This is a genomic window from Halomonas sp. FeN2 (assembly GCF_020595105.1).
Taxonomy (GTDB): Bacteria; Pseudomonadota; Gammaproteobacteria; order Pseudomonadales; family Halomonadaceae; genus Vreelandella; species Vreelandella neptunia.
Genome location: NZ_CP074200.1, coordinates 4,494,799 through 4,515,979, shown reverse-complemented (window position 1 = coordinate 4,515,979; position 21,181 = coordinate 4,494,799). Strand labels below are relative to the sequence as shown.

The 21,181-nt window shown below is 54.3% G+C and carries 18 protein-coding genes; 8 read left to right on the top strand and 10 right to left on the bottom strand.

Annotated elements, in window-relative coordinates; all coding sequences use genetic code 11:
• Positions 1 to 53 precede the first annotated feature (53 nt).
• Both KF947_RS20745 and KF947_RS20740 read left to right on the top strand, forming a co-directional pair.
• Positions 54 to 569, top strand: coding sequence for a metal-dependent hydrolase (locus KF947_RS20745; protein WP_227404980.1), 516 nt, complete (start codon positions 54 to 56; stop codon positions 567 to 569).
• Positions 570 to 639: 70 nt separating this feature from the next.
• Positions 640 to 1,152, top strand: coding sequence for a hypothetical protein (locus tag KF947_RS20740; protein ID WP_227404979.1), 513 nt, complete (start codon positions 640 to 642; stop codon positions 1,150 to 1,152).
• Positions 1,153 to 2,241: 1,089 nt separating this feature from the next.
• Here KF947_RS20740 and KF947_RS20735 read toward each other — a convergent pair.
• A complete protein-coding gene (locus tag KF947_RS20735; protein ID WP_227404978.1) occupies positions 2,242 to 3,630 on the bottom strand; it encodes a hypothetical protein in 1,389 nt (462 codons plus the stop codon).
• A gap of 319 nt (positions 3,631 to 3,949) precedes the next feature.
• Here KF947_RS20735 and KF947_RS20730 point away from each other — a divergent pair, with 319 nt between their 5' ends.
• Entirely contained in the window at positions 3,950 to 4,870 is a 921-nt protein-coding gene (locus KF947_RS20730) for a ketopantoate reductase family protein (protein ID WP_227406328.1), read from the top strand.
• A gap of 521 nt (positions 4,871 to 5,391) precedes the next feature.
• On the opposite strand, the gene KF947_RS20725 is transcribed toward KF947_RS20730, so the two are convergent.
• The 9 genes from KF947_RS20725 to KF947_RS20685 all read right to left on the bottom strand — a co-directional run bounded on the left by KF947_RS20725 (position 5,392) and on the right by KF947_RS20685 (position 14,589).
• Entirely contained in the window at positions 5,392 to 6,018 is a 627-nt protein-coding gene (locus KF947_RS20725; protein WP_227404977.1) for a glutathione S-transferase family protein, read from the bottom strand.
• A gap of 195 nt (positions 6,019 to 6,213) precedes the next feature.
• Positions 6,214 to 7,107, bottom strand: coding sequence for a 3-hydroxyisobutyrate dehydrogenase (mmsB, locus tag KF947_RS20720; RefSeq protein WP_227404976.1), 894 nt, complete (start codon positions 7,105 to 7,107; stop codon positions 6,214 to 6,216).
• Positions 7,108 to 7,144: 37 nt separating this feature from the next.
• Entirely contained in the window at positions 7,145 to 8,260 is a 1,116-nt protein-coding gene (locus KF947_RS20715) for an enoyl-CoA hydratase/isomerase family protein (RefSeq protein WP_227404975.1), read from the bottom strand.
• Positions 8,261 to 8,313: 53 nt separating this feature from the next.
• Entirely contained in the window at positions 8,314 to 9,468 is a 1,155-nt protein-coding gene (locus KF947_RS20710) for an acyl-CoA dehydrogenase family protein (protein WP_133730561.1), read from the bottom strand.
• Positions 9,469 to 9,651: 183 nt separating this feature from the next.
• A complete protein-coding gene (locus KF947_RS20705) occupies positions 9,652 to 10,644 on the bottom strand; it encodes a branched-chain amino acid ABC transporter permease (protein WP_035566049.1) in 993 nt (330 codons plus the stop codon).
• Between the two features lie 2 nt (positions 10,645 to 10,646).
• Positions 10,647 to 11,534, bottom strand: coding sequence for a branched-chain amino acid ABC transporter permease (locus KF947_RS20700; RefSeq protein ID WP_133730559.1), 888 nt, complete (start codon positions 11,532 to 11,534; stop codon positions 10,647 to 10,649).
• A 101-nt stretch (positions 11,535 to 11,635) separates the two neighbouring features.
• Entirely contained in the window at positions 11,636 to 12,859 is a 1,224-nt protein-coding gene (locus KF947_RS20695) for an ABC transporter substrate-binding protein (protein WP_133730558.1), read from the bottom strand.
• Positions 12,860 to 13,042: 183 nt separating this feature from the next.
• On the bottom strand, positions 13,043 to 13,786 hold the full coding sequence (locus tag KF947_RS20690) for an ABC transporter ATP-binding protein (protein WP_227404974.1): 744 nt from the start codon (positions 13,784 to 13,786) through the stop codon (positions 13,043 to 13,045).
• Positions 13,783 to 14,589 (bottom strand): ABC transporter ATP-binding protein, encoded by an 807-nt coding sequence (locus KF947_RS20685; protein WP_022523811.1) that lies wholly within the window; start codon positions 14,587 to 14,589, stop codon positions 13,783 to 13,785. Before KF947_RS20685 ends, KF947_RS20690 begins: the two co-directional genes overlap by 4 nt.
• Before the next feature lie 326 nt (positions 14,590 to 14,915).
• Between KF947_RS20685 and KF947_RS20680 the strand changes: the two genes are divergently transcribed.
• The 5 genes from KF947_RS20680 (at position 14,916) to KF947_RS20660 (ending at position 21,175) form a co-directional block, all read left to right on the top strand.
• Entirely contained in the window at positions 14,916 to 15,383 is a 468-nt protein-coding gene (locus KF947_RS20680; protein ID WP_227404973.1) for a MerR family transcriptional regulator, read from the top strand.
• A gap of 103 nt (positions 15,384 to 15,486) precedes the next feature.
• Positions 15,487 to 16,656 (top strand): isovaleryl-CoA dehydrogenase, encoded by a 1,170-nt coding sequence (locus KF947_RS20675; RefSeq protein WP_227404972.1) that lies wholly within the window; start codon positions 15,487 to 15,489, stop codon positions 16,654 to 16,656.
• Positions 16,657 to 16,679: 23 nt separating this feature from the next.
• Positions 16,680 to 18,287 (top strand): carboxyl transferase domain-containing protein, encoded by a 1,608-nt coding sequence (locus tag KF947_RS20670; protein ID WP_227404971.1) that lies wholly within the window; start codon positions 16,680 to 16,682, stop codon positions 18,285 to 18,287.
• A 12-nt stretch (positions 18,288 to 18,299) separates the two neighbouring features.
• Positions 18,300 to 19,124 (top strand): enoyl-CoA hydratase/isomerase family protein, encoded by an 825-nt coding sequence (locus tag KF947_RS20665; protein WP_227404970.1) that lies wholly within the window; start codon positions 18,300 to 18,302, stop codon positions 19,122 to 19,124.
• The gene (locus KF947_RS20660; protein WP_227404969.1) at positions 19,121 to 21,175 is read left to right on the top strand and encodes an acetyl/propionyl/methylcrotonyl-CoA carboxylase subunit alpha; all 2,055 of its coding nucleotides are present in this window, start codon (positions 19,121 to 19,123) and stop codon (positions 21,173 to 21,175) included. The genes KF947_RS20665 and KF947_RS20660 overlap by 4 nt, the downstream gene beginning before the upstream one ends.
• The last annotated feature ends 6 nt before the right edge of the window (positions 21,176 to 21,181 follow it).

The window sequence follows — 21,181 nt, the reverse complement described above, 5'->3', positions numbered from 1 at the left end:
AGGCTCGTAAACTTCCGCACGTGCACGCAACGATAACATTACACGGAGAGTGTATGCCATTCACTCCTTTTCACATGGGACCAGGAGTAGTGGTTAAATCTCTGCTCCAAGGTAGTTTCAGCTTAATGATTTTTGGCTGGGCACAGATTGTAATGGATATTCAGCCCTTGATCGTCTTAATCTCCGGCGACGGGCATCTCCACGGCTTTACTCATACGTATGTCGGAGCCACAATCTTGGCTATATTTTCAGCCTTGTCAGGGAAATACCTGGCTGAAACCGGCTTGTTTTTATTAGGTTTAAACAGCAAGTGGCAGGTCAATATCAAATGGTGGGTATGCTTTTTCTCAGCATTCATAGGCACATTTAGCCATGTGCTATTAGATAGTATAATGCATGCTGATGTTGCCCCATTCTTTCCATTCGCAGCAGAAAACTCGTTACTTTCATTAATATCTGTTAAATCACTACATAAAGCTTGTTTGTATAGCTTTTTAATCGGGAGTGTACTTTATTTTGTGGTTATTTCAGTTATGAGATCTTACAAACCAAAAAACTTAGAGTCTTAACTGCCATCAGAATCCAGCACTATAAAAGCAATATTCGCAACTCAATCCTCAAGAAATCAATAGGCACACCATGAAATATATCATCACATTGATACTTATATCATTTTCTCAATCCACAATGGCTGACAACACATTAAGATTTTCTGACTACACAAGCAATCTTCGCGTTATAGAAATAGACAACACCCAAAGCGTGGTTCGCTTTTCTGGAGAAGTCGAAGTTTCTGGAACAATAGTGTTTAGATTGGATATGTTGTCAGAAACAGAATATGGCGAACCATTATTTGTAGATTTTATTCCTGCCCCAAATCAGACATCTTTATTTCCAGAGGTGATTTCTGGATTTTACGCTGGAAGCTTAAAACAGATATCCTTACTAAATACAGATGAATTATATACACGCCTGTTTGGTTCTGAAAGTGAACACAAAAGCAGAGAGCTGCGTATAGCAGGAACCCTTAGACTCAATTCATTTTCTACACGTGTTGAGTGTGACTCACGTCAATACTCTGCGAACTTAGTGAGTTTTAGTCAAAATGAGTCGATGTCCGCTATAAATCGTCAGCCCATTTATGGCTGCTAAGAGCTACCTTCATGCCGAGCTTTAGTTCTTTGAAATCAAGTCATAAGCACAGCATTTGCAGTGTTTAAGGCTCCTGAATGTTCGGACGCCAGCCTTCGCGGCGAGTGTATCGTAACTGCGATCACGACCGTGTTCGAGCATGTTAACATGCCAAAAATAATCGTCGAATTACTCTGGTTACTATGTTCACCTTCATCAACCAAGATACGTTTAGGTTATGCAAAGCCGCATCTGACATCCTGAAAGCTGACCTTGAAGATAATGAACACCCGCAACCCGAAAACCACTTTCAACAACCAGTTTATGTGAAAGGATTTAACGAAAAATGTATACATCCAGCTCCGTGGTGAAAGGAAAGTGGTATCAAACTTTAACAGGCAATGTAGCCTGCCTGCTTTTGAGTCATTTACTTCCAGCTCCTATCCATCAGCGCCGCCTAAAATTCAGCATCTGGGCAAGAGCGGATGTTAAAGAGTTTTCAGATTAATGATGTTCACAACATCTATTCCACGCCCCCTTCTCTAAAACGCGGAGCGTGGCGGGCTGGGAATGTCAGTTTCCGTCCTTGAATTTTGCTTTACAATTGCCGCTCATGCACATAGTACAGTAGTGCTCTCTATCCTCATGCTGGGTACCCTCAGCGATGATAATGCCGCAGCCGTTGCAAAACAGGGTGCCAATCCCGTCTTCGAATTTCACAATTGCATGTTCGTAGTCCATAAAGTTCTCCGCGATGACCCAATCCTGCAAGAACGGGTAGTAATAGCTTGTCAGCAAAAGCCGACCTTTATCTGATATATCCTTCGATGGCGCTATCAGGCGTCAGTTCAATTTCCTCTCGACCATCAGGTTGATACAGATAATGACAACACACCTAAACAGCACAGGCTAAGCAATTCTCTCCCTGGTAACAGATGCATTCAGTGCCATGATTCTCGGATATGCAACTCTGCATCACCAAAGTTGGCTTGGCCGCTATCGGCCAGGAGCGGTCTTTGAGGTAGTGCTGATATAACGTCGGAGCGCACCGGCACACGTAAGTGTGTCCGAGTGACGCGATTAGGCCCCGTTGCGCCATATGCCTCGAATTTAGCTTGCTGCATCAAATACATATTTTTTGACGTTCTCTACGTAACCACGTTGCAACCACTCGTCCCTTCCAGAGTGCAATTCGTCGCCGGAAATTTTGAGTCCTAGAATACAGTGCACAAGTCGCTCGTTTAACAACGATAAGTGGAGAGTCGCAACGGCTAGCCCTTGGTGATGGACCCGCCCGGGACCTCGGTGAGCTAACTTATTCCTGATATTTACAAGGCCTTTGCTTCCACTGACCTCCCAAAGATCAGAGCTATAAACAGTATATTTTTGAAACAAACTGCAAATGTTCTCGGTTACAGGTGGAACTCCTCCCTCCACTTTTTTAGCAAAGCCGTTGATACGCTCCGACATCTCGGAACAACCCTCTTTTAAAGAGTCTGCCAGGTGGCGCAACTCATCTACCGCTCTAGTTTCGCCCTGACTAAGTGGTTGCGGGGATGCGGATTTACCAGCGATCGATTCGAGGTCTCTGAACATCGCCATAAACCACTCACCATCACCGATTTTGGTGACTGGACGAAGGCTATAGCTCAAATCATCGACAAATTTCCGCTCCAGATCATCTAGTTCGTGGTACGCCGCGAGCGCAGCCTCCATCCGCTCGGACAGAGAGCTGATGCTAACCAAGTACCGCTTTGGCTCGACGCTGACGTAATTCGTTCGAGACGGCTCCAATGGATATTGCCAAAATCGCTCTTGCTCCCCCTCGTGAAGGGATTCCCACCCAAGAACCATGATTTTCTGACGGAAAAACACGGATATCAATTCCAAGACGGAATCGATGCCTCCCAAGATGTCCTGCGGAGCTAACTTGCCACTTGACGGTGTGGCCTCAAGCAAAAACCCCGTTCTCGATAATAAACCTTCTGTCCCGTTAAGACCGGCTGACGCCCAATAGCGTTTTAATCGGATAAGCCCAAGCTTCGGGCAACGAAAAACCGCCAATTCATCGAGCATTTCCTCACTGGGCTTCCAACTACCAACATTTTTCAACATGTCCGGACTAGAGATGTAAATGTTGAAGAGACTCGTGGACTGTGAAAATTCTCTCACAACCCGCATGCTCGAAATATGCGTCAGTTTGATTGGCGCTGCCCCGTGAAGCCTTGAGGGATATACCGAAGTGGGTAAATTCCGATACCAGAGATCACTGAGTTTGACTCTGAACACAGGATCGCTGCAGACTAGGTTTAGTTCGCAGGGGTTCTCAAAACCTCTGATTGGCATCACGGAATGAGGGACGGCTACTTCAATATCAGCCTTATCCCCCCATATCGTTGGCAACACAACCTTGCAGTCAACAGATATTTTTCTGCCATCCGAATCCGTCATATCAGCATCGAAAGAAAATGTTTCTTTGTGGTGGCTTAGGTCTTTCATTGATTTTGGGTCCGAGGCCTAACATAGATTATCGTGCCAGCTACATAACACGTCTGAGTCAGCATGCCGCTTTCGCCGTAAGGGCCGCTTTGGGTCGAAAGCAGCCATCTAATAATGCCTCATGACAACATCAGGCATAACACGCCGTCACACATTGACAACTTCATCCACCAAATTCACTTAGCCTCAAACTTATCAAACATTGTTTACCACCGTCACTAGCCATTAGTCCCCTTTGCTCGTGCTTTTTTCACCTTCGCGCCTCTAAAACAAACGCGGTAAGCTTGGCGGCAACGACGCTGCTGAGTACATGCTTGATATGACAACTCACTGGATACTCGGCCCGGGTGCCATTGGCCGCCTACTGGCCCATTCGCTTTCACCTATAGCGGCCACCACGCTAGTTGGTCGCCGTGCGCTGCCTGCGTGGCAGATGCTGACCACACCGGAAGGCGAACAGCGTGTGGTGCCGTTAAACTCGTTAACGATAGCTCATCTTGCATCAAACACGCCTGAATCGCCCGCCTTTGTGCATATCACTACCAAGGCCATGGTGGCTGAGTCGGCGCTGGCTGGCATTACTGACTGTATTTCCCCTGCTACCCCGCTGGTGCTGTGGCAGAACGGTTTTTTGGCGCAGCCGCGTATTACCCAGGCGTGGCCGGGGCCGGTGTTGTGCGCGACAACAACTGAGGGCGCTTATCTAACCGGTGATGATGGCGTGGTGCATGCGGGGAGTGGGCATACCTTTGTGGGTGATTTGCATAACCAGCACGGTGCGCTGGCAGAAGAACTGGCGCAAACATTAACTCAGGCAGGGCTCGCCGCTACAAAGGTGTGTGATATTCGCCAGCGCTTGTGGCAGAAGCTGGCGGTGAACGCGGCGATTAATCCGCTGGTGGCGTTGAACGGTGTGCGTAACGGGGAGTTGCGGGGTGAAGCTTATGCAGGCCGTATGGTGGCGGTGGTAAAGGAAGTCGCGGCGATTATGTTAGCCGAGGGCATTGCGCCGCCCAATGATGGCAACGGTGAAGGTGCGTGGTTGGCGCTGGTGTGGCAGGTAGTGGAGAACACCGCGAACAATAAGGCTTCGATGTTGCAGGATGTAGAGGCCAAACGCCCCACCGAGCGTGGGGCGATATTGGAGCCGTTGGTTGGGAGTGCTCAGCGCCATGGGTTAGCGTGCGAGGTGTTGAAGGGGTTGGATGATGAGATGGCGGAGCTAGAGGCTAGTTTTTAGGCAGCTTCGCTGCCTATTCGCGCGCTGAAGCGCCCTCCCACAATAGTGATAAATCACTGTGGAATATTCAGGTGCTAACCCAGTCGAACGGTTACCAGTTATTTATAAATGATAGCCGTTTGTCTGGATTGAGTTCCGCATGATGCCAATGCCAGCGTCGCTGCCTATTCGCGCGCTGAAGCGCCCTCCCACAATAGTGATAAACCACTGTGGAATATTCAGGTGCTAACCCAGTCAAACGGTTACCAGTTATTTATAAATGGTGGCCGTTTGTCTGGATTGAGTTTCGCATGATGCCAATGCCAGCGTCGCTGCTCGCGCGCTGAAGCGCCCTCCCACAATAGTGATAAACCACTGTGGAATATTAAGGTGCTAACCCAGTTAAACTGTTACCAGTTATCTATAAATGGTGGCCGTTTGCCTGGATTGAGTTTCGTGCATGATGCCAAGGCCAGCGTCGCTGCCTATTCGCGCGCTGAAGCGCCCTCCCACAAAATGCATGAGTGAGATCAGTGCATCTTTCACGTTACAGGAATCACGACCACTTTTTGGTAGGCGGGGCGTTCAGCGATTTGTTGGTACCAGCGCTCTAAATGGGGGCGTGGCTGCCAGGTTAAGCCGATATGCCATAAGTTGTAGATAAAGGGGGCAACGGCAATATCACCCAGGCCAAACTCATTGCCCGAGAAGAACGCTTGCTTGGCCAGCACCTTATCCATCAACTCAAACAGCTCTTCACACGCCTGCATACCCGCTTCAAGGGCAGCATTATCGCGTTTTTCGGGTGTGGTTCTGACGTAGCCCATCAGGATCGTGCGGTGCCTGGGTGACAGGGTGCTGTTCGACCAATCCATCCACTTTTCAGCCTGCGCCCGTTCGGCGGGGGCTTCGATCCATAGCTTGCTTTGCCCGTACTGCGCGGCAAGGTAGCGAATAATCGTATTGGACTCCCACAGCACGCTGTTGGTGGCGTCATCTTTGAGTAGCGGCACTAGCCCGGTGGGGTTCATGGCCAGGTATTCCGGCGTATTGTTAACCCCGTGCTCAAGCCCCGCCTGGATCTGTTCGAACGGTAGTTCCAGCTCTTCTAGCACCCAGCGCACTTTTTTGACGTTGGTGGAGTTATTGCGGCCCCAAAGCGTGATCATGGTAGTCCTTGTATATGAGCAAGAGAGAAAGTTGAGTTTGCATCGCACAGGTTGGGGTGGCAAGTTGGGATAGGCACCGATCAGAGGTCGCGAGCTAAAGCTGCCCCCACTAAACCAGTGCCTACCAAAACAGATCGCGAGCTAAAGCTTCCTCCCACAAAACCAGGCTTTATTTGGCATCACACACCTCACCGCTCACTCTTTATCCTGATAGAACTGCATCAGGCTTGAGAAGTCGAGTTTACCGTTGCCTTTGGCTTTATGCAGGGTGAACAGTGAGCGGGCGGCGGAGCCCATGGGGACTGCGGAGGCGCTTTGCTGACTGACATCCATGGCGAGGCCTAAGTCTTTGATCATCAGGTCGACCTGGAAGCCGCCCTGGTAGTTTTTGGAGGCCGGTGCGTTTTCCATGACGCCTGGGTAGGGATTGTAAACATTTAGCGCCCAGTTACCGCCGGAGCTCTGCTTCATGATTTCCGAAAGCACCGCGGGATCCAGGCCGTTTTTGACGCCCATATTGATCGCTTCGCAGGTGCCTGCCATCAGGATAGAGAGCAGCATGTTGTTGCACACTTTGGCCACCTGCCCTGCGCCATGGTCACCGGCGTGGAAGATGTTTTTGCCCATGGCTTCCAGCACCGGCTTGGCCTGCCTGAACTCGGCCTCGCTGCCGCCCACGATAAAGGTCAAGGTACCCGCTTGAGCGCCGCCCACGCCACCGGAAACTGGTGCATCGACAAAGCCAATCCCCAACTTCTCGCCCTCTTCTGCAACGCCTCGGGCAGTGGCCCCGTCAATGGTAGAGCAGTCGATGACCAGCGCCCCCTGCTTGATCACTTCAAATAGCGGCGCGTCGTCTTCAATATATAGCCCGCGTACATGCTTTCCTGCGGGCAACATTGAAATGATAAAGTCGGCATCAGTGGCGGCTTCCTGGGCCGAAAAAGCCACTTCGCAGCCGTTGGATTTGGCGATCTCCAGCGCGTCTTCTGAAAGGTCAAAAGCGCGAACGCTGAAGCCTGCTTTGGCTAGATTGGCGGCCATCGGGCCACCCATATTGCCCAGGCCGATAAATGCGATGGTGTTCATTTTATTATCCTTATTAGCCGGTAATGGGAAGATTATATTAGCGTAGATCCGCCAGCGGATTTTGCGACCATGCGGAAGATAGTAGCTCGTTGATAAAGCTCTCCTCTACCGAGGCCACATCGGGATACGTCCAGTTCGGTTGCCCGTCTTTATCGACCAGCAGTGCGCGCACGCCCTCGGGGAACTCACGGTGTCGGCAGCACTGTACCGAGAGCGACATTTCGGACTGGAACACCTCTGCCAGCGACATATGCTTGGCCCGCTTTAGCTGCTCATCAATCAATTTCACTGACACCGGGCTACCGTGGGCCAGCGTTTTCTGTGCCTTGCCAAACCACTTATTGTCGCTTTTTACCGTCTTAATAGCGGCGACAATTTGCTCCACGCTGTCGTGATCCATCAACTCGCGAATCAGCGGTGAGTGCTGGTATACGGGCGCTTCCATCTCAGCAAATACAGGCTGGGATGTTTGCTCAAGCTCACGCATGATGCGGTTAACCACACCGTTGGCATCGGTATTCTCACCGGCTCCCCACTGTGCGTCGGTCAGTTGCTGCAGCATGGCATCACGGTGGTGGCTGGCGATACAGCGGTCAGCCAAACCTAGATGAACGGCATCTGGCGCATTGATCTGGCAGCCGGTCATGGCTAGAAAGCGCCCTGCGCCGTTGGGAAGCCGGTTTAAAAACCAGCTGGCACCAACATCCGGGTAGAGGCCGATAGTGACTTCCGGCATAGCCAAACGCGATGTCTCGGTCACGACACGGTGGCTACTGGCGCTTAACAGCCCCATGCCGCCGCCCATCACAATACCATTGCCCCAGCAGATCACCGGTTTGGGGTAGGTATGGAGTAGAAAATCGAGCCGATACTCGGTTTCGAAAAAGCGCTCGGGGAAGCTGGGGTCGCCCTCGCCGGTAATCGTTTTATACAGATTCACCACGTCGCCACCGGCACAAAACGCTTTTTCGCCTGCGCTATCCAGCAGCACCGCGACCACCCGCTCGTCGGTGGCCCAGTCGCGAAGGCGCGGCAACATCTCTTCACACATCTCAAGCGTTAAAGCGTTCAGCGAGCGCTCGGCATTGAGCTTAACCTCAGCAATCACGTGGCCGTCTTGGGTGGCGTGTTCGGTAAACAGTACGCTGCTCATTGGCATTCCTTATCCGTCGCTATCGTTTCCACCGTTATCTTATTCATCGTCATTTACAGCTCGGTGGCGCCGTCTGCCAGCACCCGGCGGGAGATAATCAGCCGCATGATTTCGTTGGTGCCTTCAAGAATCCGGTGTACCCGGGTATCGCGCACGTAGCGCTCCATGGGGTACTCCTTGATATAGCCATTACCGCCGTAAAGTTGAAGCGCTTCGTCGCACACCTTGAAGCCCACATCGGTAGCAAAGCGTTTAGCCATGGCACAGTAGGTCGGTGCATCGGCGTGGCCTGCGTCCAGCTTGGTAGCGGCCATGCGCACCAGCTGCCGTGCAGCGACCAGCTCAGTGACCATGTCGGCCAAGCGGAACTGCAGCGCCTGGAACTCGGCTAAACGCTTACCGAACTGTTTGCGCTCCAGCATATATTCCCGCGCTTTGTTGATTGCCTGCTGGGCGGTGCCGATAGAGCAGGTAGCAATATTGATACGCCCGCCGTCGAGGCCCTTCATGGCGATTTTAAAACCGTCGCCTTCATTGCCGAGCAGATGGTTGGCGGGTACTCGCACGTCTTCAAAGGTGATCATGCGGGTTGGCTGGCTGTTCCAGCCCATTTTCTCTTCCTTGCGCCCATAGCTAATGCCGTCACTCTTGGCATCCACCGCAAACGCCGAGACGCCGCTGGCGCCCTCACCGCCGGTGCGCGCCATCACCACGAGAAAATCGGTGCTCCCGGCGCCGGAAATAAACATCTTGCTGCCGGTCAACACATAATGGTCGCCGTCGCGCTTGGCAGTGGTTTTCAGCGAAGCGGCGTCGGAGCCTGAGTTAGGTTCGGTTAAACAGTAAGAACCCAGCAGCTCGCCTGTGGCCAGCCTTGTGCCCCACTGCTCTACCGCTTCCGGCGTACCGAAATCCGCCAGCATCCAGGTGACCATATTGTGAATGGTTAGGTAGGCCGTGGTAGAGGTGCAGCCCATGGAGAGCTGTTCGAAAATGATGCTGGCATCCAACCGCGAGAGGCCTAGCCCCCCCACGCTTTCCGGTGCATAAAGAGAGCAGAAGCCCAGCTCGCCCGCTTTGCGAATCACATCGACGGGGAAGAAGGAGGTTTGATCCCACTCGGCGGCGTGAGGCTCTAGTTCGTTCTGGGCAAACGCCCGCGCCATATCGGCAAAGGCGACCTGGTCTTCATTGAGCTCAAAATTCATGGCTATCTCCGCAAATGTGCGTACACACAGGCTGTTGTCGTTGTAATTGACGTTTACGTTAACTTATCTATTTAGCCGACTACAAGCAACATAACAGCGCTTGCGACCTTAGGTGTAGGCCTAAATAAATGAATAAAAAAAGGGCGCCAAACGGCGCCCAACATCGGACAGAGAGGGAGGGTACTACTTAAAGTTTTTGCGATACATCTTGTCCAGTTCACCGATTATTCCGCTACGGAAACTGAGTACACAGACCACAAAGATGATACCGAGAATAACGCTAACCCAATTCCCCAGCGGCGACTGCGCCAGGATATGCTGCAAGCTGACCACAATGCCTGCGCCCATTAACGGGCCCAGCAAGGTGCCCACACCGCCCAGCAGGGTCATTAGAATTACCTCACCGGACATATGCCAGTGCGCATCGGTCAACGAAGCCAGCTGGAAGACCACGGTTTTGGTCGAACCCGCCAAGCCCGCTAAACCTGCAGAGATGACGAACGCCACTAGCTTGTAGGCATCGGTGTTGTAGCCCAGCGATACGGCGCGGGGCTCGTTTTCACGAATCGCTTTTAGCACCTGGCCAAACGGCGAGTGCACCGTGCGCTGAATCAGCGCGAAGCCGAAGATGAAAATCGCGAACACAAAGTAGTACATCGCCAGGTTGCTGCTCAGGCTGATAAACCCAAACAGTTCGCCACGGGGCACGCCGTGCAAGCCATCCTCACCGCCGGTAAACGGCGCCTGCACAAACATGAAGTACACCAGCTGGGCGATCGCCAAAGTCACCATGGCAAAATAGATGCCCTGACGCCTGATGGAGAGCACCCCAAACACCACCCCAAGCAGCGTAGCCAGAACAGTCCCGGCGATAATACCCAGCTCCGGGGTTAATCCAGGGTAGCTCGCCAACAGGTAGCCGGTTACGTAGCCACCGGTGGCCAAGAAAGCCGCATGGCCGAAAGACAGCAGCCCCGCATAGCCCAGCAGCAGGTTGAACGCACAGGCAAACAGCGCAAAACAGAGCACTTTCATCAAGAACACGGGGTAGGCCAAAAACGGCGCTATCAACCCCACCACGATTAGCGCCAGATAGAACATATTGCGGCGAAACTTGGCCCGCTTCTGACGTTCCAGTACCGCGGATGGCGCCGCCATTGATTGAGATTCTGCCATGTTCATGCCTCCTTACCGAACAGCCCAACGGGGCGCAACATGAGCACGAGGATCATGACAAGAAAGATCACCGTGTTAGCGGCTTCGGGATAGTAGACCTTGGTCAACCCTTCGATAATGCCCATACCGAGACCGGTAATAATGGCGCCTAGAATCGAGCCCATACCGCCGATGACCACCACTGCAAACACCACGATCAGCAAACTCGACCCCATGGTCGGCGATACCGGATAGAGCGGCGCTGCCAACACGCCGGCAAAGGCAGCCAGCCCCACCCCAAATCCATAGGTGAGCGTAATCAGCAGCGGCACATTAACGCCAAAGGCTTGCATCAGTTGCGAGTTCTCAGTACCCGCGCGAAGGTAAGCACCCAAACGGGTACGCTCAATCATAAACCAGGTAAACAGGCACATCGCCAGCGCTGCTACCAGCACCCAGGCGCGATATGTCGGTAGGAACATAAAGCCCAGGTTCAAACCGCCCTGGAAGATTTCCGGTGTCGCGTAGCGCGCCCCGGAAACACCGAAGAAGTTGACCAGCGTGCCCTCAAAAATGAGCGCTAAGCCGAAGGTGAGCAACAGCCCATAAAGGTGGTCCAAATGGGCAATACGGCGCAGCAAAAAACGCTCCAGCAGCACCCCAAAACCACCAACCAATAGCGGCACTAACAGCAGCGCCAGCCAGTAATTAATCCCTAAATAGCGAAAGCCTAATAGCGCGGCGAAGGCCCCCAGCATGTATTGCGCCCCATGGGCAAAGTTGACGATCTTCAACAGGCCGAAGATGACCGCCAGGCCCAGGCTAAGCAGTGCGTAAAAGGCGCCATTCACAAGACCCAGCGTTAGCTGGCCCATGAAGACGGCCATTGGCACGCCGAATATCATCGTCATAACGCGACTCTCCTCGCCCTCAAACAGTTGGCGGCAACTTGCCGCCAACCGGTTCTACACATCACTTGCGGTTGCTATCTGGCTCAAGCGCAGCCTCGAAATTAGTTTTGCACCAATTTGCACTGGCTTTCAGATAGCGGGCGGTAGGCTTCTTCGGCGGGAATGGTGCTGAGGATTTCGTAAAGATCCCACTCACCGGTGGACTCATCCGGTGTTTTCACCTGGGCCAGGTACATGTCGTGGATCATGCGGCCATCTTCACGAATGCTGCCGTTACGGGCAAAGAAGTCCTCAATAGGCATCTCGGCCATTTGCGCACGTACGGTTTCAGGGTCGTCGGTGCCCGCGGCTTCAACGGCTTTCAGGTAGTGCATGGTGCTGGAGTAGATACCTGCTTGAACCATGGTCGGCATGCGGCCTACTTCATCGAAATAGCGCTGTGCCCATTCGCGGGACTGCTCATCCATATCCCAGTACCAGCCAGTAGTTAGCAGCAGGTTCTGAGTGGCTTCCAGGCCAAGGGCGTGAACGTCATTCAAGAAAATCAACAGGCCTGCTAGCTGCTGGCCAGATTGAGTCAAGCCAAACTGGCTGGCCGTCGTGATCGCGTTAACGGTATCGGCACCGGCGTTAGCCAAGCCAATAATTTTCGCGCCGGAGCCCTGGGCCTGAAGAATGTACGAAGAGAAGTCGTTAGTCGGGAAGGGATGACGCACGCCGCCCACAATCTCACCGCCGCTCTCTTCCACTACTTTGGTTACGTCGCCCTCCAATGCATGACCAAAGGCGTAGTCAGCAGTCAACATAAACCACGTATCCCCGCCCTGCTCTACAACGGCCTTGGCGGTACCGTTAGCCAGCGGATAGGTGTCGTAGACCCAGTGAATATGGTTAGGAGTACAGTGTTCGTTGGTAATGCTAGAAGCCGCCGAGCCGGACACGATGCCCAGACCATTGTTCTCTTCCAGCACTTTGGTCACTGCAATGGACACAGAAGACGCTACTAAGCCGCCAACCATATCGACGTTATCCTGGTCGATCCAACCACGCACGGTATTCGCGCCGACGTCAGCGCTGTTGCGATCATCTGCACTGGAAATAACGATGGGCGCGCCATCTACACTGCCGCCAAAATCGGCCACCGCCATCTCCATGGCAGTTAAGCCGCCGGGGCCTGCGAGGTCGCGATAAGTGCCGGACATATCGGCCAGGTACCCAATGCGGACTTCACCATCACTCATATCAGCCTGGGCGGTAGACACGGCGAGGCTTGAAGCGGCCGCGACGGCGATGCTGGCGGCCAGCGTTTTTTTCATAAAGGTCATATTCGTCTCCTGGCCCGGAGGCCATTGTTGTTGTGTTGTTTTTGAGCTGTTGTGTTGTTCTTGAGCTGTTGTGTAGTCTTTGAGCTGTCGTGAAAGTGAGTACTGCAAATTACTGATTAATATTGTTGTTTTGTGAGCAGCGAAACTGTTGGCGGAATGAACATTTAAGTGTCTAGCCGTGTGTTATACCCCTAGCATTGAGTTGAGATGTTCCCGACGCGATGGCAACTGCGCGGCGCTGATTTCTTCGACAATCTGACCGTGATCCATCACGAAGTGGCGATCCGCAAGCGGCGCCGCAAAGCGAAAATTCTGCTCCACAAGCACAATGGTCATACCGCGCTCTTTCAACTGAACCAGCACTTCGGCAAGCTTCTGCACTATCACCGGGGCCAACCCCTCGGTAATTTCATCGAGCAGCAGCATGCGCGCGCCGGTGCGCAAGATGCGCGCCATGGCTAACATCTGCTGTTCCCCCCCGGAAAGCCGCGTCCCCTGGCTTCTACGCCGTTCATAAAGGTTCGGAAACATGGCGTAGATTTCGTCCAGGCTCATACCGCCGGAACGCACAGTGGGTGGAAGCAATAGGTTCTCGTGCACATCCAAGCTTGCAAAAATACCGCGTTCTTCCGGGCAGTAACCCACCCCGAGACGAGGGATATGGTGCGGCTTCATATGCAGCGTTTCATTACCGTTCATCACAATAGAGCCCGTTCTGCGCCCCACCATGTTCATTATCGATTTCAATGTAGTGCTACGCCCGGCGCCGTTGCGCCCCAGCAGCGTTACCAGCTCGCCACGCTTCACATCAAAATTGACGCCGTGCAGGATGTGCGACTCGCCATAAAAGGCGTGTAGATCCTGCACCCGCAGCATTTCCAGGCTCTGCGTGTTTTCAACCGGCGCGTCGGCCTCAGCGATATTCATACGGCAGCTCCCTCTTTTTCAGAACCATCCTCTTCCGCAGCGTCGCTGCCCATATAGGCTTCGCGTACCAATGGATTCCGGGAGACAGCGTCGTAATCGCCCTCAGCTAAAACAGCGCCTCGCGCCAACACGGTGATGCGATCACACAGGCGGCTAACAACGCTTAGGTTATGCTCCACCATTAATACAGTACGCCCTTGGGAGACACGCTTAATCAGCGCCACGATACGGTCAACGTCTTCTGCGCCCATACCTTGAGTCGGTTCATCCAGCAGCATCATGGTGGGATCGAGCGCTAGCGTGGTGGCCAGTTCAAGCGCTCGTTTACGCCCATAGGGCATCTCTACCGTTAGCGTATCGGCGTACTCGCGCAGCCCCACTTCTTCCAGCAGTTCAAGGGCACGTTCATTAAGGTGATCCAGGGATTTCTCAGATTTCCAGAAATGAAACGAGGTACCCAGTTTGCGCTGCAGGGCCACTCGAACATTCTCCAACGCGGTCATGTGGGCGAATACCGCAGAAATCTGAAACGAACGCACCAACCCTAACTGAGCTATTTCGTTGGATTTTTTACTGGTGATTGAGTTGCCGCGATACAAAATATCGCCGCGGGTAGGCGGCAGAAATTTAGTCAATAAGTTAAATACGGTGGTTTTACCAGCACCATTGGGGCCAATCAGTGCGTGAATATGCCCTTCCTGTACCTGGAGATTGACATCGTCCACGGCGGTGAAGCCGCGAAACTCTTTGGTCAGCCCTCGGGTTTCGAGGACAGGTCCCTGAAGGACATCGTTTGCACTCATAGAGTGGCAAGCCTCTTATTGTTGTTGTGCTAAATCTTTACAGGCATGGCAAAAGCGGCTGCTACTGCCTTACCTGAACGTAAGGTGTATGTGCAAACTAGCAACTGTCGCTATAGCAATACAATTACAACTTTGGTCTATTGACGACATTCTTCTGAATTAACAACTGCCTTCAAAACATAAATATCAACAACTTACAGGATTTCAACGCTTTTCAACTGCTCGCAACAATAGCTTTACGTTAACGTAAACTTGTTTTAGCCTCAGTGGCAGTGTTCCATAGGCGTCATATGTTGGGAACAACGACTTTGTGAGAGAACGTCACCATGAGCAGAACTTACTCGATCAGTGAACTAGCCAACGAGTTTGATTTAACCACCCGTAGCATTCGCTTCTATGAAGATCAGGAGCTGCTCCACCCTACGCGCCGCGGGCAAACCAGGGTTTACAGCAGCAAAGACCGTGTACGGCTGAAGCTCACCATTCGCGGTAAGCGGCTAGGGTTTTCATTGGCAGAGATACGCGAACTGTTCGAGCTTTGGGACGAAACCCGCAGCGGCAGTAAAAAGCAGCTGCACCTAATGCTTAGCAAAATAGGCGAGCGCCGTGCGGCGCTGGATCAACAAATGAAAGACATCACCATGGTTCAGCTAGAGCTTGAAAGCGCTGAGATCCGCTGCCGCCAAGCGCTCGAAGAACTACTCGAAAAAGAGCCGCAAGAAACACAGAACGAAGAAGAGAAGGCGAGTTCGGCCGATAAAGCCTCAGCCCCCTCTTCCGCCACTATGCACTGACTCATCGCGCGACATAACGCCAGCTCGATTAGCCGACACAGCTACCCAGCCCAGATGGCTAATACAGATAGCAAACACAAATAATCAGCACAGGTGATTGACCATGTTTTCACACTACTCAGAACTCAATTTTGGCCTCGAAGACGAACTGAATATGTTGCGCGAGCAGGTCAACGCCTTTGCCGCTAGCGAGATTGCCCCCCGCGCCGCCGAAATCGACCGCAACAACGAGTTTCCTAACGACCTGTGGAAGAAGTTTGGCGATATGGGGCTATTGGGAATTACCGTCTCGGAAGAGGATGGCGGCAGCGGCATGGGCTATCTCGCCCACTGCATTGCCATGGAAGAGATCTCCCGGGCCAGCGCTTCGGTAGCGCTCTCTTACGGCGCTCACTCCAACTTGTGCGTTAACCAGCTCAAGATCAACGCCTCCCCCGAGCAGAAAGCCAAGTACCTCCCCAAACTGATCAGCGGCGACCACGTGGGCGCTTTGGCCATGTCGGAACCCGGCGCAGGCTCGGATGTGGTGTCGATGCAGCTGCGTGCCAAGAAGAATGGCGATCACTACATCCTTAACGGCAATAAAATGTGGATCACCAACGGTCCCGATGCGGATGTGCTGGTGGTGTACGCCAAAACAGATCCAGAGGCCGGTTCCAAAGGCATCACCGCGTTTATTATTGAAAAGGGCATGCCAGGTTTCTCCACCGCCCAGAAGCTCGACAAGCTGGGTATGCGCGGTTCCAACACCTGTGAATTGGTATTCCAGGATTGCGCCGTGCCTGCTGGAAACATTCTCGGTGAAGAAGGCAAAGGCGTACGCGTACTGATGAGCGGATTGGACTATGAGCGTACCGTACTGGCCGCAGGCCCGATTGGCATTATGCAGGCCGCCATGGATGTGGTGATGCCCTATATCCACGAGCGCAAGCAGTTCAACCAGTCAATCGGTGAGTTCCAGCTGGTGCAGGGCAAAGTGGCGGATATGTACACCACCCTGAACGCCTGCCGCGCCTATTTATACGCCGTAGCCGGTGCCTGCGACCGTGGCCAAACGTCCCGCAAAGACGCTGCCGGGGTGATTCTCTACTGCGCCGAAAAGGCCACTCAGGTCGCACTGGATTCCATTCAGCTACTGGGCGGCAACGGCTATATCAACGAATACCCCACCGGGCGCCTGCTGCGAGACGCCAAGCTGTATGAGATCGGCGCGGGCACCAGCGAAATTCGCCGGATGCTGATTGGTCGCGAACTGTTTACTGAAAGCCTTTAACAACAAATAAGCAAGGTCGCGCCATGAGCACTGTGAATAGCCAAGTCAATCCGCGCAGCGATGTGTTTCAAACCAACGAAGCCTCAATGCTCGGTGAAGTGAACAAACTGCGGGAACTGACCGCTGCCGTCGCCCAGGGTGGCGGTGCCAAAGCCCGCGAACGCCACGAAAGCCGGGGCAAGCTGTTTGTCCGCGACCGCATCGATCACTTGATTGATGAAGGCTCGCCGTTTTTAGAGTTTTCCGCCCTTGCGGCGCACAAAATATACGATAGCGAGATCCCTGCCGCTGGGGTGGTCACCGGTATTGGCCGTGTTTCCGGCGTGGAGTGCGTGATCGTCGCTAACGACGCCACGGTGAAAGGCGGTACCTACTTTCCCCTCACGGTGAAAAAACATATTCGCGCCCAGGAGATTGCCCGCAAGCATCGTCTGCCGTGTATCTATTTGGTCGATTCTGGCGGTGCTTTCCTACCCCGCCAAGATGAAGTATTCCCCGACCGCGACCACTTCGGGCGCATCTTCTATAACCAGGCGACCATGTCGGCGGAAGGCATTCCGCAAATTGCCGTGGTAATGGGCTCCTGCACCGCGGGCGGCGCTTACGTACCTGCCATGGCGGATGAGTCGATTATCGTTAAAGAGCAGGGCACGATTTTCCTGGGTGGCCCGCCCTTGGTGAAAGCCGCCACCGGTGAAAGCATTAGCGCTGAAGACCTGGGCGGGGCAGATGTTCACGCCAAGGTCAGCGGTGTCGCCGACCACTACGCTGAAAACGATGCCCATGCGCTGCAGCTAGCCCGCACCTGTGTGTCGCGGCTGAACTGGCAAAAGCGTGGCAAACTCGCCATGCAGGCGCCCAAGCCACCAAAGCTCGACCCTGCTGAACTGTATGGGATTGTCGGCACCGACCTGAAAAAGCCCTACGACGTTCGTGAAGTCATTGGCCGCATCGTCGATGACTCCGACTTTGACGAGTTCAAGCGCTACTACGGTGAAACCTTGGTCACCGGCTTTGCGCATATCCATGGCTACCCGGTGGGGATCGTGGCCAACAACGGCGTACTGTTTTCCGAAAGCGCCGTGAAAGGCGCGCACTTTATCGAGCTCTGTGCCCAACGCAAGATTCCGCTGATATTTCTGCAGAACATCACCGGCTTTATGGTCGGCTCCAAGTACGAACACGAAGGCATTGCCAAGCACGGCGCCAAGTTGGTCACCGCCGTGGCCTGTGCGAAGGTGCCCAAATACACCGTTCTGATTGGCGGCAGCTTCGGCGCCGGTAACTACGGTATGTGTGGCCGCGCTTACGACCCCAACCTGCTGTTTATGTGGCCCAACGCGCGCATTTCAGTGATGGGCGGCGAGCAGGCGGCGGGCGTGCTGGCCCAGGTTAAGCGCGAGCAGCATGAGCGCGAAGGCCGCGAGTGGAGCAAAGCGGACGAAGAAGCCTTTAAGCAGCCCACTCGCGACCAGTACGAGCATCAGGGCCACCCCTACTACGCCAGCGCCCGATTATGGGACGACGGCGTGATTGATCCGCTGCAAACCCGCGATGTGTTAGGGCTTTCTTTAGCTGCCGCGATGAACGCAGAAATCGAAGAGACACGCTTCGGCGTGTTCCGGATGTAAGGGGGTCTTACCATGGCTTACTCAACACTGACTATAGAAGAGGGTGTGGCGCGCCTGACCTTAAACCGCCCCGAGGTGCATAACGCTTTTGACGACAGCCTGATCGCTGAACTAAACGCGCACCTTGACCAGTTGCATACGTTGGCCGAATCAGGCGATGTGCGCGCGGTAGTGCTGGGTTCAGAAGGCAAAAGCTTCTCGGCCGGTGCCGATCTGAACTGGATGAAGCGCATGGTCGATTACGACCTGGAAGATAACCTCGCCGATTCCCGCAAGCTCGCCGCGCTAATGCACGGCCTGGATACACTGCCCTGCCCTACCGTCTGCCGTGTGCAAGGCGCCGCCTTTGGCGGCGCGGTGGGTTTGGCCGCTTGCTGCGATGTAGTGATCGCCTCGGGCAAAGCCAAATTCTGCCTTTCGGAAGTCAAAATTGGCTTATCGCCCGCGGTCATCAGCCCCTACGTGCAGCGGGCCCTGGGCGAGCGCCAGATGCGGCGCTATGCGTTAACCGCCGAAGTCATGGACGACGAAATAGCGCTCGCGCTGGGTTTAGTCCATCTGGTGGTGGAGCACGATAAGCTAGACGACGAAGTGGACGCCATGCTGGCCACTCTGTTAGCCGGCTCACCCCAAGCCCAGCGCGCCACCAAGGCGCTGATGGCCTCGGTCGCTCAAGCGCCTGACAGTGACGCCACCCGCGAACATACCTGTCAGGTGATCGCCAAGCTGCGAGTAAGCCAAGAAGGGCAAGAGGGTTTATCCAGTTTCTTTGAAAAGCGCCGCCCCGTCTGGGCCGATTCTAATAACACACCCCACGCTTCGGAGCGTCGCTCATGAAAAAACACGAAAAAGCCGCTCGCACGACGCCTTTTGACACGCTTTTAGTCGCCAACCGCGGTGAAATCGCCTGCCGCGTCATGCGCACTGCCCGCCGTATGGGCCTGAAAACCGTGGCGGTTTACTCCGACGCCGATGCCAGCGCACGCCACGTGCGTGAAGCCGACGAGGCCGTGCGCCTAGGCCCTGCCGCTGCCCGGGAAAGCTATCTCAATATCGATGCGGTGATCGAAGCTGCCAAGCGCACCGGCACCGGCGCGATTCACCCCGGTTACGGCTTTCTTTCCGAAAATGGCAGCTTCGTCAAAGCCCTTGAAGAAGCAGGCATTACCTTTGTCGGCCCACCTGCCTCGGCGATTGCCGCCATGGGTGACAAATCAGCCGCTAAGGCGCGCATGGCCAATGCGGGCGTGCCGCTGGTGCCGGGCTATCACGGCGATGACCAGAACGACGCTCTGCTGCGCAGCGAAGCCGACAAAATTGGCTACCCGGTGATGCTCAAAGCCAGCGCCGGTGGCGGTGGTAAAGGCATGCGCGTGGTTGAATCTGGCGATAGTTTTCAAGCCGCATTAGATGGCTGCCGCCGTGAATCCAAAGCCGCTTTTAGTGATGACCGGATGCTGATCGAGAAGTATCTGGTGCAGCCCCGCCATGTGGAAGTGCAGGTATTCTGCGACCGCCACGGCAACGGCGTTTACCTGTTCGAGCGAGATTGTAGCGTTCAGCGTCGCCATCAAAAAGTGATCGAAGAAGCCCCGGCCCCCGGCATGACGGCGGAGCTGCGTAGCGCCATGGGCGATGCTGCCGTACGCGCCGCCCAGGAGATCGGCTATGTGGGCGCGGGAACCGTCGAGTTTCTTTTAGACATTGATGGTTCGTTCTACTTTATGGAGATGAACACTCGCCTCCAGGTCGAACATCCCGTCACTGAGATGATCACCGGCCAGGATTTGGTCGAGTGGCAGTTGCGCGTCGCCATGGGCGAACCACTGCCCTGCTCTCAAGATGAGCTGACGATTACCGGCCATAGCTTTGAAGCGCGTATCTACGCCGAAGACCCGGATCAGGATTTCCTGCCCGCTACCGGCCTGCTCACTCGCTTTGCACTGGATTTGGAAGGCGCGGGTCTGAGTGCTGATCAGGTACGCTTGGATAGCGGCGTAGAGAGCGGCGATACGGTGTCGATGCACTACGACCCAATGCTCGCCAAGCTAATCGTTCACGGCGCCGATCGTGATGCCGCGCTGGCTACCCTTAATCGTGCGCTGGCAGCTTTAGATGTCCAAGGAGTCGTGACTAACCGCGCCTTCTTAATGCGCCTGGCGACTCATCCCGGTTTTAAGAACGTGGAGCTGGATACCCGCTTTATAGAACGCAACGAAGCTACGCTGTTTGCTCCCCGCACTTACAGCATGGAAGCGTACGCGAGTGCCGCGCTGATTGGCCTGAACCAACTTGCCCAGGAGTGCGAAAGCGACTCGCCCTGGGATCGCCACGACGGCTTTCGCCTCAACGCGCCGCACACTATTCGCATTGCCCTGTGTGACCCGTCAAGTGCGCAAGCGCCGGACAGCGATGAAGCGGTGGTGATTGTTGAAGGTAAACGCAGCGCGGGCGAATCGCTTTGGAATCTCACCATTGGTTATGAAACCCTTACCGCGAGTTTGCAGCCGCTCACCGGCGATGCGGTAGCGGTTACCTTGAATGGCCACCGCCGTCGCTTGCAGGCGCGGCGCGATGGTCATGTAGTGGTCATGGCCGACCCAAGCGGTGAAACCCGCCTGTTCTGGCGGCGCATTGATGCCATTGATCATGGTCACCACGAAGCAGAGTCTACGCTGACGGCGCCCATGAATGGCACGGTGGTTGCATTGCTGGTAGAGCCTGGCGCTGTCGTCGAAAAAGGCATGCCGCTAATGGTCATGGAAGCCATGAAAATGGAGCACACCATGACCGCCCCCGCCGATGGCAGCGTGGAGACGTTCCACTTCCAGGCCGGCGACACCGTCAGCCAAGGCGCCATACTGCTCGACTTTGCGGCCAACGAATAGGAGTCA